At 69.7% G+C, this 15,660-nt stretch carries 13 protein-coding genes; 5 read left to right on the top strand and 8 right to left on the bottom strand.

All coding sequences use genetic code 11. The features are described from left to right. Window positions 1-148: 148 nt before the first annotated feature. Together L632_RS0109060 and L632_RS0109055 are read right to left on the bottom strand one after the other, a co-directional pair. The gene (locus L632_RS0109060; protein ID WP_028716648.1) at window positions 149-3,583 is read right to left on the bottom strand and encodes a pyruvate carboxylase; all 3,435 of its coding nucleotides are present in this window, start codon (window positions 3,581-3,583) and stop codon (window positions 149-151) included. 95 nt (window positions 3,584-3,678) lie between these two features. Further along, window positions 3,679-4,128, bottom strand: a complete 450-nt coding sequence (locus L632_RS0109055) for a nucleoside deaminase (protein ID WP_028712267.1) — start codon at window positions 4,126-4,128, stop codon at window positions 3,679-3,681. Window positions 4,129-4,356: 228 nt separating this feature from the next. On the opposite strand from L632_RS0109055, the gene L632_RS0109050 reads away from it, so the two are divergent. Next, window positions 4,357-5,718: a pseudouridine synthase gene (locus L632_RS0109050; protein WP_028712266.1), complete on the top strand. Its 1,362-nt coding sequence runs from the start codon at window positions 4,357-4,359 to the stop codon at window positions 5,716-5,718. Window positions 5,719-5,860: 142 nt separating this feature from the next. On the opposite strand, the gene hemP is transcribed toward L632_RS0109050, so the two are convergent. Both hemP and L632_RS0109040 read right to left on the bottom strand, forming a co-directional pair. Beyond that, entirely contained in the window at window positions 5,861-6,037 is a 177-nt protein-coding gene (hemP, locus tag L632_RS23795; protein ID WP_084637789.1) for a hemin uptake protein HemP, read from the bottom strand. 169 nt (window positions 6,038-6,206) lie between these two features. Continuing rightward, complete coding sequence (locus L632_RS0109040) at window positions 6,207-7,205, bottom strand: zinc ABC transporter substrate-binding protein (RefSeq protein WP_028716647.1); 999 nt, start codon at window positions 7,203-7,205, stop codon at window positions 6,207-6,209. Between the two features lie 80 nt (window positions 7,206-7,285). Here L632_RS0109040 and L632_RS0109035 point away from each other — a divergent pair, with 80 nt between their 5' ends. The 4 genes from L632_RS0109035 to L632_RS0109020 all read left to right on the top strand — a co-directional run bounded on the left by L632_RS0109035 (window position 7,286) and on the right by L632_RS0109020 (window position 9,769). Then, entirely contained in the window at window positions 7,286-7,780 is a 495-nt protein-coding gene (locus tag L632_RS0109035; protein ID WP_028712264.1) for a Fur family transcriptional regulator, read from the top strand. Continuing rightward, window positions 7,777-8,541 (top strand): metal ABC transporter ATP-binding protein, encoded by a 765-nt coding sequence (locus tag L632_RS0109030; protein WP_028712263.1) that lies wholly within the window; start codon window positions 7,777-7,779, stop codon window positions 8,539-8,541. The genes L632_RS0109035 and L632_RS0109030 overlap by 4 nt, the downstream gene beginning before the upstream one ends. Before the next feature lie 6 nt (window positions 8,542-8,547). Beyond that, complete coding sequence (locus tag L632_RS0109025) at window positions 8,548-9,330, top strand: iron chelate uptake ABC transporter family permease subunit (RefSeq protein WP_028712262.1); 783 nt, start codon at window positions 8,548-8,550, stop codon at window positions 9,328-9,330. Between the two features lie 214 nt (window positions 9,331-9,544). Beyond that, window positions 9,545-9,769, top strand: coding sequence for a hypothetical protein (locus L632_RS0109020; protein WP_371255972.1), 225 nt, complete (start codon window positions 9,545-9,547; stop codon window positions 9,767-9,769). Window positions 9,770-10,157: 388 nt separating this feature from the next. Here L632_RS0109020 and L632_RS0109015 read toward each other — a convergent pair whose 3' ends face one another. From L632_RS0109015 to L632_RS0109000, 4 genes are all read right to left on the bottom strand, one after another. Next, window positions 10,158-10,802, bottom strand: a complete 645-nt coding sequence (locus L632_RS0109015) for a YjbF family lipoprotein (protein WP_036697730.1) — start codon at window positions 10,800-10,802, stop codon at window positions 10,158-10,160. Further along, window positions 10,799-13,003, bottom strand: coding sequence for a YjbH domain-containing protein (locus L632_RS0109010; RefSeq protein ID WP_028712259.1), 2,205 nt, complete (start codon window positions 13,001-13,003; stop codon window positions 10,799-10,801). Before L632_RS0109010 ends, L632_RS0109015 begins: the two co-directional genes overlap by 4 nt. 93 nt (window positions 13,004-13,096) lie before the next feature. Continuing rightward, window positions 13,097-13,999, bottom strand: a complete 903-nt coding sequence (locus tag L632_RS23465; protein WP_028712258.1) for a hypothetical protein — start codon at window positions 13,997-13,999, stop codon at window positions 13,097-13,099. 127 nt (window positions 14,000-14,126) lie between these two features. Beyond that, window positions 14,127-15,509 (bottom strand): L-serine ammonia-lyase, encoded by a 1,383-nt coding sequence (locus tag L632_RS0109000; RefSeq protein WP_028716646.1) that lies wholly within the window; start codon window positions 15,507-15,509, stop codon window positions 14,127-14,129. Between the last annotated feature and the right edge of the window lie 151 nt (window positions 15,510-15,660).

Here is a 15,660-nt window from a genome sequence, read left to right as displayed (position 1 = left end):
GAACCTTCGGCGCGCGCTGGTCCTGTCGCGCGGGGATTTCTCGGTCTTCGTGACGCAGGTCCTGCGGCTCGTCTGGCCAGCCGCCGGGCGGAGTTTCGTTCTCCGGCCGGCTCGCGACGGGAAGGGGCGCCCTTGGGCGCCCCTGTCGTCACTCCATCTCGACCATGAGGTCTTTTGCGTCGATCTGCTCTCCCGGCCTGACGTGGAGGGCTTTCACCACGCCTGGCTTGTCGGCATGGATGCCGGTTTCCATCTTCATCGCCTCGATGGTCAGCAGCAGGTCGCCGGGATTGACCTTCTGGCCTTGCGTGACCGCGACCGAGGCGACGACGCCGGGCATCGGCGCGCCGAGATGGCCCTCGTTCGCGGGGTCGGCCTTGGGACGGGCGGCGGTCTGCGATTTCACCAGACGGTTCGGCACCCGGATCACCCGCGGCTGGCCATTGAGTTCGAAGAACACCTTCACCTCGCCCTTCTCGTCGGTCTCGCCCACGGTCTGCAGGCGGATCTCCAGCGTCTTGCCGGGGTCGATCTCGGCCTCGATCTCCTCGCCCGGCTCCATGCCGTAGAAGAAGGTCCGCGTCGGCAGCGTCCGCACCGGCCCGTATTGCCGGTGCCGGCCCATGTAGTCGAGGAAGACCTTGGGATACATCAGATAGCCGTTCAGGTCCTCGTCATCGACCGCCTTGCCTTCCAGCTGGCGGATCAGGTCGGCGCGGGTGGCCTCGATATCCACCGGCGGCATCGCCGCGCCGGGGCGGGCGGTCAGCGGCGCCTCGCCCTTCAGGACCTTCTTCTGCAGCGCCGCGGGCCAGCCCCCGGGCGGCTGGCCCAGGTTGCCCTTCATCATGTCGACGACCGAATCGGGGAAGGAGACCTCGACATTCGGATCCTCGACCTGCGCCCGGGTCAGCCCCTGCGCCACCATCATCAGCGCCATGTCGCCCACCACCTTGGAGCTGGGCGTGACCTTGACGATGTCGCCGAACATCCGGTTCACTTCGGCATAGGCTTGGGCGACCTCGTGCCAGCGGTCCTCAAGGCCGAGCGAGCGCGCCTGGGCCTTGAGATTGGTGAACTGGCCGCCGGGCATCTCGTGCAGCCAGACCTCCGAGGCCGGGGCCTGCAACCCGCTCTCGAAGGCGGCATATTGCTCGCGCACCGCCTCCCAGTAGTTCGAGATCCGGCGGATCGCCTCGATGTCCAGCCCGGTGTCGCGATCGGTGTGGCGCAGCGCCTCGACCACCGAGCCCAGGCAGGGCTGCGAGGTATTGCCGGAAAAGGCGTCCATGGCGCAGTCCACCGCATCCACCCCGGCCTCGGCCGCGGCCAGGATCGAGGCGCCGGCAATGCCGCCGGTGTCATGGGTGTGGAAATGCACCGGCAGGCCGATCTCCTCCTTCAGCGCGCGGACCAGAATCGAGGCCGAGGCAGGCTTCAGCAGGCCGGCCATGTCCTTCAGCCCCAGCACATGCGCGCCGGCGTCGCGAAGCTCGCGCGCCATCTTCAGATAGTATTGCAGGTCGTATTTCGCGCGCGCCGGATCGAGCAGGTCGCCGGTATAGCAGATCGTGCCCTCGCAGATCTTGCCGCTCTCGATCACCGCATCCATGGCGACGCGCATGTTCTCGACCCAGTTCAGGCTGTCGAAGACCCGGAACACGTCGACCCCGGTCTTTGCTGCCTGGCGGACGAATTCCTGCACCACGTTGTCGGGATAGTTGGTGTAGCCGACGCCGTTCGAAGCCCGCAGCAGCATCTGCGTCATCAGGTTGGGCATGCGGGCGCGGATGTCGCGCAGCCGCTGCCAGGGGCATTCCTGCAGGAAGCGATAGGCGACGTCGAAGGTCGCGCCGCCCCAGCATTCGACCGAGAAGAGCCCGGGCAGGTTCGCGGCATAGGCCGGCGCCACCCGGATCATGTCGATGGACCGCATCCGCGTCGCGAGCAAGCTCTGGTGGCCGTCGCGCATCGAGGTGTCGGTGATCAGCAGCCGCTTCTGGTCCAGCATCCAGTCGGCGACGGCTTTCGCCCCCTGTTCCTCCAGAAGCTGCCTTGTCCCCGGCGCCGGCTCGGCCTTGGCGGGCGGCGGCATCGGGATGCGCGCCTCGGCCGGCGGCAGCGGGCGGCCGGCGGTCTCGGGATGGCCGTTCACGGTGATGTCGGCGATATAGACCAGGAGCTTCGTCGCCCGGTCGCGGCGCTTGCGGAACGCGAACAGGTCCGGCGTGGTGTCGATGAACTTGGTCGTATAGCTGTCGTCGAGGAAGGTCGGGTGCTTCAGCAGGTTGATGACGAATTCGATATTCGTCGCCACGCCGCGCACCCGGAACTCGCGCAGCGCCCGGTCCATCCGCGCGATGGCCTTCTCGGGCGTCTGGGCATGGGCCGTGACCTTGACCAGCAGAGAATCGTAATAGCGGGTGATGACGCCGCCGGAATAGGCGGTGCCGCCGTCGAGCCGGATGCCGTTGCCGGTGGCCGAGCGATAGGCGGTGATGCGGCCGTAATCGGGGATGAAGTTGTTCAGCGGATCCTCGGTCGTGACCCGGCATTGCAGCGCGTGGCCGTTCAGATGCACGTCGGACTGCGCGGCGACGCCGGTGGCCTCGGCCAGCGTCGCGCCCTCGGCGATCAGGATCTGGCTTTGCACGATGTCGATGCCGGTGACTTCCTCGGTCACGGTATGCTCGACCTGGACGCGCGGGTTCACCTCGATGAAGTAGAACTGCTGGCTGTCCATATCCATCAGGAATTCGACGGTGCCGGCGTTGCGGTAGCCGACGGCGCGGCCGATCCTCAGCGCCAGCTCGCAGACCTCGGCGCGCTGTTCGGGGGTCAGGTAGGGCGCCGGGGCGCGCTCGACCACCTTCTGGTTGCGGCGCTGCACGGTGCAGTCGCGTTCATAAAGATGGTAGAGCCCGCCATGACCGTCGCCCAGCAGCTGCACCTCGACATGGCGGGCGCGCAGGATCATCTTTTCCAGGTAGCCCTCGCCGTTGCCGAAGGCGGCCTCGGCCTCGCGCCGGCCCTCGCGCACCTTCTCGGGCAGCTCCTCGGGGCCCATGATCGGCCGCATGCCGCGCCCGCCGCCGCCCCAGCTGGCCTTGAGCATCAGCGGATAGCCGATCTCGGCGGCCTCGGCCTTGATCGCCTCCATGTCCTCGCCCAGCACCTCGGTGGCCGGGATCACCGGCACGCCGGCCTGGATCGCCACGCGCCGCGCCGAGGCCTTGTCGCCGAGCGCCCGCATGGTGTCGGCGCTCGGCCCGATGAAGGCGATCCCCGCCGCGGTGCAGGCATCGACGAAATCGGGGTTCTCGGACAGAAGCCCATAGCCCGGATGGATGGCATCGGCGCCGGATTCCTTCGCGACGCGGATGATCTCGGGGATGGACAGATAGGCCGCCACCGGCCCCAGGCCGCCGCCGATGCGGTAAGCCTCGTCCGCCTTGAAGCGGTGCAGGCTCAGCTTGTCTTCCTCGGCATAGACCGCCACCGTCTTCTTCCCAAGCTCGTTCGCCGCCCGCATCACGCGGATCGCAATCTCGCCACGGTTCGCAATAAGAATCTTTCGGAACATCAGTCCCCCCATGTTCGCCCGGCGGGCATCCTATCCATGCTGCGGTGCAGCGCAAGCACCCTTCGCGACGTTTTCATGACGCGGGTTTTCTCATTTCACCGGCGTTCGCGAAAGAATTCTTGCAGCAGCCGGCGCGATTCTTCTGCCGAAATGCCGTCCACGATCTCTGGCCGGTGGTGGCATTGCGGATGGTCGAAGACCCGCGCGCCATGGCGCACGCCGCCCATGCGCGGGTCATCGGCACCGTAATAGAGCACCGCGATCCGCGCCGCGGAAATGGCGGCGGCGCACATCGGGCAGGGTTCCAGCGTCACCCAGAGCCGCGCGCCCGGCAGCCGTTCCGACCCAAGGGCGGCGCAGGCGGCGCGGATCGCCAGGATCTCGGCATGGGCGGTGGGGTCGCGCATCTCGCGGGTGCGGTTGCCGGCGCGGGCCAGCACGGTCCCGTCCGCGCCCACCAGCACCGCGCCGACCGGCACCTCGCCGCGCCGGGCGGCGGTGCGGGCTTCGTCCAGGGCCGCGGGCATGCAAGAGGCGAATGTCATGCCCCCTTCTGGCCCGCCGCGCCGCGTCCCGCAAGAATGGATATTTATGCAAGAAAGAAGTCAGGGCTGCCGTCTCCCCTCCGGCCCCGGCTTCTTTCTTGCACAAATATCCTGGGGGGTGAGGAGCGCAGCGACGAGGGGGGCAAAGCCCCACTCCGCACTTTCCTTTCCGCCGCCGTGCCCGTAGATTGCCGACTTTGCCACCGCAGCGATGCGCAGGAGATCGCCATGACCGAAGACAGCCCCGAAACCGCCCCGAATCCGCAGGCCGACCGCATCGCCAAGGTGATGGCCCGCGCCGGCGTCGCCTCGCGCCGCGAGGCCGAGCGCATGATCCTGGAAGGCCGGGTGACGGTGAACGGCAAGAAGATCGACAGCCCGGCGCTGGACGTGACCCCCGCCGACAGGATCCGCGTCGACGGCAAGCCGCTGGACGAGCCGCAGGAGACGCGGCTGTGGCTCTATTACAAGCCCCTGGGCCTCGTCACCTCGACCTCGGACGAGAAGGGCCGGCAGACGGTGTTCGACGCCCTGCCGCGCGACCTGCCGCGGGTGATGACCGTGGGCCGGCTGGACCTGAATTCCGAGGGGCTGCTGCTGCTGACCAATGACGGCGAGCTCAAGCGCCGGCTGGAACTGCCGACCACCGGCTGGCTGCGCCGCTATCGCGTGCGGGTGAACGGCCAGCCCAACGACCTGACCTTCGCGCCCTTGCGCCGCGGCGTCACCATCGACGGCGAGGATTTCGCGCCGATGGAGATCAGCCTCGACAGCCAGCAGGGCGCCAATGCCTGGCTGACCGTCGGCATCCGCGAGGGTCGCAACCGCGAGATCCGCCGTGCCATGGCCCATGTCGGGCTGATCGTGAACCGGCTGATCCGCATCGGCTACGGCCCCTTCAAGCTGACCGGGCTGGAGGAGAACGAGGTGCGCGAGGTCAAGCGCAAGGTGCTGCGCGACCAGCTGGGCGGGCTGTTGACCGGCGAGACTGAGGAAAAGCCGCGCAGCTTCCGGGAGCGGGGCGCCGCCAGGCCGGCCGAGGGCGATGCCCGGCCGCGCAAGCCGCGCGCCGAAGGGGATCGCAAGCCCTTCGCGCGGCGCGAAGAGGGCGACCGCAAGCCCTTTGTCCGCCGCGAGGAGGGGGATCGCAAACCCTTCGCCAGGCGTGCCGAGGGCGACCGCAAGCCCTTCGCCAGGCGTGAAGACGGTGCGCGTCCCTTCGCCAAGCGTGAGGATGGTGATCGCAAACCCTTCGCGCGGCGTGCGGATAGCGAGGGCAAGCCGGCCCGCGAGGGCGCGCGCAAGCCCTTCGGCAAGGGACCGCGCGACGAGGCGCGGCGCGACGGCGACCGGCCGCCGCGCGGCGGCAAGCCCGGCTTCAAGGGCGGCGCGAAAGCCGCCGAGGGCGGGCGCAGCTTCAAGCCGCGCGGCGACAAGCCCGAGGGCGGTTTCAAGCCCCGGGGCGAGAGCAAGCCCGGCCGTTCCTTCAAGCCCGGCGCGAAACCCGGCGCGAGGCCGGGGCCTGCAAAAACCAGTCGCGCCCCCGGGAAGGGAGCGCGACCAGAGGGAAAAGGCCCGCGGCGCGGCTGATCGCGCCGTTTCGGGGCAGAGGGCGCAATGCGCGGCCTTGGGGCGATGCGATGCGCGGCGCGCTCTGCCGCCTTCCGGCGATCATCCGGTGCGGCTGCCTCGCGCCGGCCTCATGCGGACCGGCCGGGCCGCGCCTCGCTTTTCACTTGGTCAGGATAAGCTTGCCGGCGCGGGTGATGCGCAGGTTGTAGACCTGATCGCCCAGGACGATCAGCGCCTGGTTGCCGCCAGCGGTCAGCATTTCGGCATCGTATTCGGGAAGGCGCTGCAGGGCGGTCACGCCGGGACGCGTGAATTCGGCGGGGCGGGTCGCGGTCATGTCCAGTTCCTCGTTTCTGTCGCGGTGATTGTAACCTGACAAATTTCCTAAGGGATGTCAAAGGAAAATAGTCGGGAATTTTGCGCGCGGATAACCGCCGGTTATGAAAGAGAAAAGGCGGGCCTTGCGCCCGCCTTGCCGGTTTGCTCGTGTCGTTTCACCCGGCCCTTCAACCGTCCGTCAGGCAGTCCGCCAGCGCCTCGCCCATGCCGCGCAGGATCTCGGCATAGAGCCGCGGTCCGGGGGCCGAGCCGCTGCCCTCGGGGTCCAGTGGCGCGCCCTGCCGGGCGGCGCTGCCCTCGGTGACGGCGGCGATCAGCCTCGGGTCGTGATTCGCCTCGGGAAAGGCGCAGATGGCGTCCTTTTCGGCGATCTCGTCGCGAATCGCCTTGAGCCGCGCCGCCGAAGGGGTGGAGGCATCGCCCAGGCTGACGGCGATGGCCGGCTCAAGCCCGTAATGCGCGGTGAAATAGCCATAGGCGTCGTGGAAGACCACGAATCGCCGGCCCTTGGCCAGGGCCAGCCGGAGCTTGAGCTCGGCATCCAGCGCGGCGATCTCCTCGGCCGCCCGGGCGGCGTTGGCGGCATAGGTGGCGGCATTCTGCGGGTCGCGGCGGGACAGGGCTTCGGCGATGGCGTCCAGCCAGGCCCGGCCATTGGCCGGGTCCAGCCAGGCATGCGGATCGGTGCCGCTGTGGTCATGGCCGTGATCGTCTTGCGCCCCGGCATGATCGGCGCCGCCATCGTCGTGGTCGTGGTCGTGGTCGTGGTCGTGGTCGTGGTCGTGGTCGTGGTCGTGGTCGTGGTCGTCCGCGCCGCCGCCATAGTCGCGGCGATGCGTGCCGGGCAGGTCCAGCAGGGTCACGACCTCGTCCGGCGCGCCAAGGCTGGTCGTCGCCCGTTGCAGCCAGGGGGTCAGCTGGGGCCCGACCCAGACCAGCAGCCCCGCCTCCTGCAGGCTGCGGGCCTGGCTGGGGCGCAGCTGATAGCTGTGCGGATCGCCGCCGGGTTGCAGCAGGATCTCGGGCTGGCCCAGATCGCCCATCACCTGCTGGACGAGCGAGGCGGTGACGGCGATGTCGGTCACCACGCGCGGCACCTCGGCCCGGGCGGGCAGGGCGTCCGCGCCAAGCGCGGCGGCAAGGACAAGGAAAGAATATCGGTTCATGGCGGTCTCGCTTGCAGAAACGCCCAGGTTATTTATGTTATATCGTAACCCGTCAAGCAGAAATGTAACGATATAACATCATGTCCGACCCCGAAGCCGCGCCCGACCCGTTCCACGAGCACGACCATGCCCATTGTGCCGCCGCCGTGCTGCGCCGCGCCGAGGACCAGGCCAAGGCCGAGGGCGTGCGCCTGACCCCGGTGCGCCGCCGCGCGCTGGAGATCCTGCTGGAATCGCATCGTGCCATGGGCGCCTACGAGGTGCTGGAGCGGCTGTCGGCCGAAGGGTTCGGCAAGCAGCCCCCGGTCGCCTATCGCGCGCTGGACTTCCTGGTGGAGCAGGGGCTTGCGCATCGCGTGCAGCGGCTGAACGCCTATGCCGCCTGCCTGTCGGCCGAGCGCGACCATTCCCCCGCCTTCCTGATCTGCCGCGGCTGCGAGCAGGTGGCCGAGGCCGACGCGCCCGAGCTGCGCGCGGCGCTGGACCGGCTTGCCGCCGCCTCGGGCTTCCGCATCGAGCGCAGCACCGTCGAGCTGCTGGGCCTTTGCGCCCGCTGCACCGAGGCCGGCCTGTGACGGCGCTGATCCGCGCGGCCGACCTGTCGGTCAGCCATGGCGGCGACCTGCCGGTGCTGAGCCATGTCGATTTCCAGATCCGCCCGGCCGAGATCGTCACCGTGGTCGGTCCGAACGGCTCGGGCAAGTCGACGCTGGTGCGGGCGCTTCTGGGCCATGTCGCGCTGGCCTCGGGCCGGGTCGAGCGGGCGCCGGGGCTGCGCATCGGCTATGTCCCGCAGCGCGTGCATATCGAGCGCGCCATGCCGATGACCGTGCGCCGCTTCCTGTCCCTGCCGCGCCGGGTGGGCGATGCCCAGGCCGCCGCGGCGCTGGAGCGGACCGGCGTGCCGGGGCTGGAAAGGCGGCAGATCACCCAGCTGTCGGGCGGGCAGTTCCAGCGCGTGCTTCTGGCCCGCGCCCTGCTCAGCGACCCGCAGCTGCTGGTGCTGGACGAGCCGACGCAGGGCCTGGACCAGCCCGGCATCGTCGCCTTCTACAAGCTGATCGAAGAGGTCCGGGCCGAGACCCGCGCCGCCGTGCTGATGGTCAGCCACGACCTCCTGGTGGTCATGCGCGCCTCGGACCGGGTGGTGTGCCTCAACGGCCATGTCTGCTGCGAGGGCACGCCGCAGGCGGTCAGCGCCGCCCCCGCCTATCGCGCCATGTTCGGCGCGGAATCGCAGGGCACGCTGGCGCTTTACCAGCATCACCACGATCACGACCACGACCATGTCGCAGAGGGCCACCATCACGGCCCGGCCTGCGCCCATCCGCATTGAGGCCCCATGCTTGACGATTTCCTGACCCGCGCCGTGCTGGCGGGGCTTGGCCTGGTTCTGGCGACCGGGGCGCTGGGGTCCTTCGTGGTCTGGCGCCGCATGGCCTATTTCGGCGACTCGACCGCGCATGCCGCGATCCTGGGCGTGGCGCTGAGCTTCGTCTTCTCGCTTCCGATCTATCTGGGCACGCTGGCGGTGGCCGTCGCCATGGCGCTGATCGTCGCGCAGCTGGCCGGGCGCGGCCAGTCCATGGACACGGTGCTGGGGGTGCTGGCGCATAGCGCGCTGGCGCTGGGGCTGGTGGCGGTCAGCTTCGTGCCTTCGCTGCGCGTGGGGCTGGACGCCTTCCTGTTCGGCGACATCCTGGCGGTGACCCGCGCCGACCTGGCCTGGATCTGGGGCGGCGCCGGGCTGGTCCTCGGCCTGCTGGTCTGGCGCTGGCAGCGGCTGGTGACCGCCTCGGTCAACGAGGAGCTGGCCATGGCGGCGGGAATCGACCCGGCGCGCGAGCGGCTGATCCTGTCGCTGGCGCTGGCGCTGGTGGTGGCGATCGCGATTCGCATCGTGGGCGCGCTGCTGATCTCGGCCATGCTGATCGTGCCGGCCGCGGCGGCGCGCGGATTCTCGGCAACGCCCGAGCAGATGGCGGGTTCCGCCACCGCCATCGGCGCGGTGGCCGTGCTGGGCGGGCTTTGGGCCAGCCTGTGGCTGGACACGCCGGCCGGCCCCTCGATCGTGGCGATTTCTGCGACGATTTATGCTGTTACTTTAGTGCTTTGCAGGAAATGACCTGCATTTTGCCGCTGGCGGAAACCCGCGGGTTTCCGCCGGTCCGGCGGCAGCATCCCGCCTAGCGCCAGGGGTGTTGGCTAATATGCAACAGTTGCCTGTGACGCGCATGTTTTCCCGATCAAGACCGCTTTCCAAGTCCTTGGGATTATGCGACTGTCGCAGCGATGTTGCCGGAATCGGCAGCCGTCAAAGTACTGAACGGAGCATGATCATGACCAAATTCGCTACCTTCGCCCTGGCCCTTGGCCTGTCGGCCTCGACCGCTCTCGCCGGTGGCTATGTTGCCCCGGTCGTCGAAGTCGAGCCGGTTGTCGTGGACGAAAAACCCGCTTCGACCAATGCCGGCCTCGTCGTTCCGGCCCTGCTGCTGCTGGGTGTCATCGCCGCCATCGCGTCGGATGATGACGATGATGATGACTCGACCCCGGCCGAATAATTTCGGTTCGACAGTCGTCGATAAAAGGGCTGGCCTTTCGGGTCAGCCCTTTTTTCATGCGCCGGCCCCGGCTGGTGCCGGCCCCGGCCACGCCTCTCGGCGGTGGTTGCAGCGCCGGTTCCAGACCCCGGCCGCGAGCCCTGAAGCTCCGGCTTCGGCATTCCTCCGCATCGGGGCAAATGAAAAGGCCCGCGCGCGCCGGCCAGCGGGCCGGGATCGCGATCCCCGGCTGCGGCCACGCGCTCGGCTGCAACTGCGGGGCCGGTTCAGGCTGCGGCGCCAGTCCTGAAGAGGCTCCGGCCTCGGCCTTCCGCCTTTTAGCGCCGCAAAGGAAAAGGCCCGCGCGTGGCGGGCCTCTGCGGTTCGGGCTTGCGGCTTGCGGCCCGCGTCAGGGCCGCAATTCCTGGATCGTCACATAGCCGAGCGCCGGCCCGATCCATTGGCGCGAAACCGTGGCGCGTCCGCCCTGCACCAGATAGCTGTTCTCGAAGGTCAGGCCGAAGCCCTGGCAGCGTTCCACCATCACCCCGGGCTTGGGACCGGGGCCGACCCGGCAATCCAGGGGCAGCGGCCGCTCCAGCCCGTCTCCGGTCCAGTAGCGCATCACCCGCCGGGCCTCGCCGCTGCGGCCGGCCAGAACCAGCGCGGCCGAGCCGGACATCTCGGCCACCGAGAGGTCGTTGCCCAGCCCGCGCGTGCCGGCCAGCATGCCGTTGCGCAGGATCAGCGCCTGCTCGTTCTTGGTCATGTAGGTGCGGCGGCCGGCATTCTCGCCGGTCATGGCCATGACCTGGGTGCTGCCGGCGCTTTCCAGCCCGACCAGGATCAGCGGGCCGGGATTGACCCGCAGCGCCTCGGCCGCCATGGCCGAGGGGTCGGGGGCCGGGGCGGGCTCGGCATTGCGCTGCGCCACGCTCTGCCGGGCGGCCTGGGCCAGCTTGCCGAAGACCGAATCGTTGTTGCTCTGGTTGCCGCAGGCGGCCAGCGCGCCCAGCAGCAGGCCGCCCAGCAGTATCCGTTTCGTCCGGGTCATCGCCAGAACCTCCCCCAACCCTGGTAAAGCTGGCCCGAGTGGCTGTCGCGGACCTTGTCGTAAAGCCTGCCGCCGACGCGCAGGCGCGAGCCGCCGTCGCGCGACAGCGAGCGGATGTCGCCGCCGATGCGGCGCAGCGAGGGATCGCCGGTGCCCCAGCCCAGCGGGATCGAGATCGAGACGCCCTTGTCGAACGAGCCTTCGCCGAAATCCTCGGTGCTCATGTCGGTCTTGGTGACCCAGCCGCCGATCCGCCAGCCATTGGCGAATTCGCGGCTGAGCGTCAGCGTGGCGCCCTTGTCGCCGGCCAGATACTTGCCGACATCCAGCTGCGCGGTGATGCCGTTGCCGAATTCGTAATAGGCCGAGACATGGCCGGTCGTGGTCTCGTAGTCGCGGAAGGCGAAGGTGTCGCGGAAATCGCGCTTCCTCACCCGGTTGATCTCGGCGCCGATGGCCAGCGGCGAATTGGCCGGCCACCACAGCACCTCGCCCGAGACGCCGCCATAGGCGCGCTCCAGCAGGCCCACGGTCAGGCGGGAATAGACCGTTTCGGTCGGCTTGGCATACCAGGCCAGCGTCAGGCTGGAGACCCAGGGGCTCTTGTTGCCCGAATACATCCGGCCGTCCGAGCGCACGCGCGGCACGCCGTTCTCGTCGTAATCGCTGTCCAGCGCCTCGTATTCCTCGGGGGTCATGCCGCCCGGCGCTTCCTGCCTGGTGGTGCCCAGCACGCGCTGGCGCACCGATCCGGCCAGCACCAGGCCCGGGGTCAGCTCGTATTCCCCGGACAGCTCGGCGCCGATCTCGTAGCGGAGCGGATCGTCCGGGTCGAAGAGCGAGGTCGACAGATAGGGCTTCAGGCCCCAGCTGAAGCGCGGGAACAGGCCCGGGGTCATCACCAGGTTGCCGGGGCGCGGGTCGGCGTCCCTCAGCTGCGCGGCATTGGCGATCTGCCCGGCCTCGGTATTCTCCAGCCGCTCGACATCCGAGCGGCGCAGCACCACCGAAGAGGTCGGCAGCCCGTCCTCGGAGGAGGTGATCACCAGCGTCTCGACCGAGGGCGGCAGGGCGCGGCTCATCAGCCGCGCCGTGCGGCCGATGGCCTCGGCCTGCTGGATATAGCGGTTGTTGCGGATGCGGACCTCGGCCCGGTTGGCGTCCAGCGCCATGCTCTCCAGCACCTGGCCTTCCTTGGCCAGGGCATCCCCCAGCGCCTTCTGGATCGCCGGCTGCGCGGTCGGATCGGCCGACCAGGCCCCCGACCAGCCGTCGGGATCGGCCTGCCGCGCCGGGCGCGGCCTGACCGGGGCCGGGGCCTTTTCCAGCCCCGAGGGATAGGGCGCCTGCCGGGCGTTCATCGCCACGCTGAACTGCACCCCGAACTGCTTGCCGCCCAGGGCATAGCCGCCCAGCTGGTAATGCTCGCCCAGCTGATAGGTGAAGCCCAGGTTCAGCTGGTTCTTCAGCGCGTCCTTGTCGTCCAGCCAGATCGGGCGGCGGCAATTCTCGGCATCGCCGGTCTCGCAGGCATAGTCGTCGCCGGAATATTCCGCGGTGAGCGTCAGCTTGTCGGTGGCCTGCCAGCTGGCGCTGACGAAGGGCGCCATCTCGCCGCGGAACCACTGGTCGATATTGGGCTTGCCGCCCTCGCCCTCGTCGGGGGCGGGGCGGTCGCCAAGGCTGCCGATCCCGCCGGTGCTGGCCAGCCGGCCCCAGCCCAGGCCGGCGCTGACGCGCAGGCGCGGGGTCAGCGTCTTGGTGGCCACCAGGTATTCGGCGCTGTAGATGCCGGTGCCCATGAAGTCCTGCAGGCCGACGGCCACCGCCGGACGCCAGCCCTGCGGGTCCTCGTCCAGGAACTGATAGCGCAGGTCGAAGCTGCGGTCCCAGATATAGCCGCGCGCCTCGCGCGTGCTTTCCACCCGCGAATAGCGCAGCGCGACGGTCAGCCGGGGCAGGGCCTGGAACACCATGGTGTTGCGCCGCGCCAGGTCGGAATAGGACAGCGTGGCGCCCAGCGTGGCGTCGGGCAGGACCTCGGCGCTGGGGGTGTCGATGCCGCCCGGCAGGCCGTAGCTGTTGAAATGGCTGCCGATCAGCGGATCGGCATGGGCCGGGCTGGTGCCGAGACCCAGAAGAAGCGCCACCGGCACGGTCGAGGCCAGCAGGCGGCGGGTAGGGATCGAATGGGCGCGCATCGGCGGGTCCTTTCAGGTCGTGGCCCGCAGCGGGGGCGGCGGGTGGGCCGGCGCCGCGCGGAGCCTGTCCGCGCGGCGCCCGGATCTTTCGGCTTATTCGCTGGGGGCGGGCGGCTCGGGCAGGATCAGCGCCGGAGCGGGAACGCCGCTGGCCGCGTCCGACCCGCCGCCGCTGGCTGCCGGGGCTTCCGCCGCCGGCGGGGTCGAGGGGCTCGCCGCGGGGGTCTCGCTTGCGCCCGCGCCGGTGGCCGGGGTCTCGGTGGCCGGCGTCTCGGCGGGCGCGGCCGGGCTCGTCGTCGGGGCCGGCGGCATGGTCTCGGGCGCCGTGGCTGCCGGTGCCGGGGTGGCGGGCGTCGTGGTGGCGGGCGTGTCGGTGGCCGGGCCCGTCTCGGGGGTCGCTGCCGGTGCCGTCGCCGGGGTTTCAGCTTCGGTCGCGGCGGGTTTCGCCGCCGGCGCCGCCGGCTTCGGCTGGGCCTTGGGCTTCGGCGCCGCCGAAGAGGCGCGGACCTGCGGCTTGGGCATGCTGTCGGTGGGCGCCGCGCAGCCGCTCAGCCGCTGGCTTCCGACGCGCAGCCGCGCGGTGAAGGGCGTCTTCTGGTCGCCCGCCCGGCATTCCGCCGCCTGGATGTTCAGCGCGAAGACCGTGCCGTTCATCGAGCCGATGAACTCGACGCCGCGGCCATAGACCATGCGGCGCACGGTGACGCCGACCGAGCGCGCGCCCGGCCGCTCGTAGACGGCGATCTTGTCGTCCGCGGTCACGGTCCAGCCGGCGCCGGCGGCGCGGAACATGGCGGTGTTGAGGGTGCTGGCCTCGGCGGTGGCGACGGGCTTGCCCTCGCTGCCGGTCTCGATCGGCTGCTCCAGCGGCGAGACGCTGGGCGGGCCGGAATGGCCCTGCGCCTCGGGCTCGTCGGATTTCTGGAAGGGCAGGTCGCCGCAGGCGGCAAGGGCCACAGTCATCGAGAGGACGGCGAATGCCGAACGGAATTTCATCTGCTCTGTCCCGGTTCCATGGGTTTTGCTTATGCAGATTGGCTACAGGAAGCCCGGGACTTGGGCAAGCACAGACAGGCCCCGCGGGCCACCACAGCCGGGTTTTGCGCGATTCTTCGCACGCGGCTCAGCAGTTCGGCACGTTGACGGCCAGACCGCCCAGCGAGGTCTCCTTGTATTTGTCGCTCATGTCGCGGCCGGTCTGGCGCATGGTCTCGATGGCGGCGTCCAGCGGCACGAAATGCTGGCCGTCGCCGCGCAGCGCCAGGCTGGCCGCCGAGACCGCCTTGATGGCGCCCAGGCCGTTCCGCTCGATGCAGGGCACCTGCACCAGCCCCTTCACCGGGTCGCAGGTCATGCCCAGGTGATGCTCCAGCGCGATCTCGGCGGCGTTCTCGACCTGGGTGACGGTGCCGCCCATCGCGGCGCAGATCCCCGCCGCCGCCATGGCCGAGGCCGAGCCGACCTCGGCCTGGCAGCCGCATTCCGCGCCCGAGATGCTGGCATTGTGCTTGATCAGCCCGCCGATGGCGGCGGCGGTCAGCAGGAATTCGTCCAGCTGGCGCTCGGAGGCGCCCGGAACGTGGTCCAGCCAGTAGCGGATCACCGCCGGCACCACGCCCGCCGCGCCGTTCGTCGGCGCCGTCACCACCTGGCCGCCGGCGGCGTTCTCCTCGTTCACCGCCATGGCATACATCGACATCCAGTCGTTGATGACATGCGGCGCGGTCAGGTTCATGCCGGCCTCGGCCCGCAGGGCCTCGCGGATGCCGGCGGCGCGGCGGCGGATCGACAACCCGCCGGGCAGGATGCCGCGCGCCTCCAGGCCCCGGTCCATGCAGTCGCGCATCACCTGCCAGATGCGGCGGATACCGGCGGAAATCTCGGCATCGCTGCGAAAGACCCGCTCGTTCTCGCGCTTCATCTGGGCGATGGACTTGCCCGATTTTTCGGCCATTTCCAGCATCTCGGCGGCCGAGGCGAAGGGGAAGGGCACCTTGGGCGAGGCGTCGGTGCGGGTGTCGTCGCCGCGCGCCGCCAGCTCGGCCTCGGTCATCACGAAACCGCCGCCGATCGAGTAATAGACCTCGCGGAAGATCACGTCACCCTGCGCGTCGGTCGCCATCAGCACCATGCCGTTGGCATGGCCGGGCAGGGCGCGGTCATAGTCGAAGATCAGGTCGCGCGCCGGGTCGAAGGCCAGATCGCCCAGCCCCTGGGGCGAGAGGACCTTCGTCTTGCGGTTCTTCTCCAGCGCCGCCTCTGCAGCCTCGGCATCCATGGTTTCGGGCAGGAATCCCGCCAGGCCCAGGATGGTGGCGCGGTCGGTGGCATGGCCCTTGCCGGTAAAGGCCAGGCTGCCATGCAGGCTGGCGCGCAGCCCGTGGGCGCGGAACGGCTGCCCGCGCAGCGCGTCCAGAAAGCGGCCTCCGGCCACCATCGGCCCCATGGTGTGGGACGAGGACGGGCCGACTCCGATCTTGAATATGTCGAAGACGGAAAGAAACATCGCGGACTCCCAGGCTGGCGCGGCAAGCCTAGCCGCGGACCCGCCGGCAAGCCAGAGCGGTTGCGACAGCCGGCCTGAAGCTCCGCGACATTTGACGAAACGGCGCCTGCCCCCTATTTAGGCAGCAAGCACGAAAAACCGGCAAAACCCG

Source organism: Paracoccus sp. J39, from assembly GCF_000518925.1.
Classification (GTDB): Bacteria; Pseudomonadota; Alphaproteobacteria; order Rhodobacterales; family Rhodobacteraceae; genus Paracoccus.
Note: the sequence above shows the minus strand (reverse complement) of the source record. Positions and strands in the feature narration are given on the sequence as shown.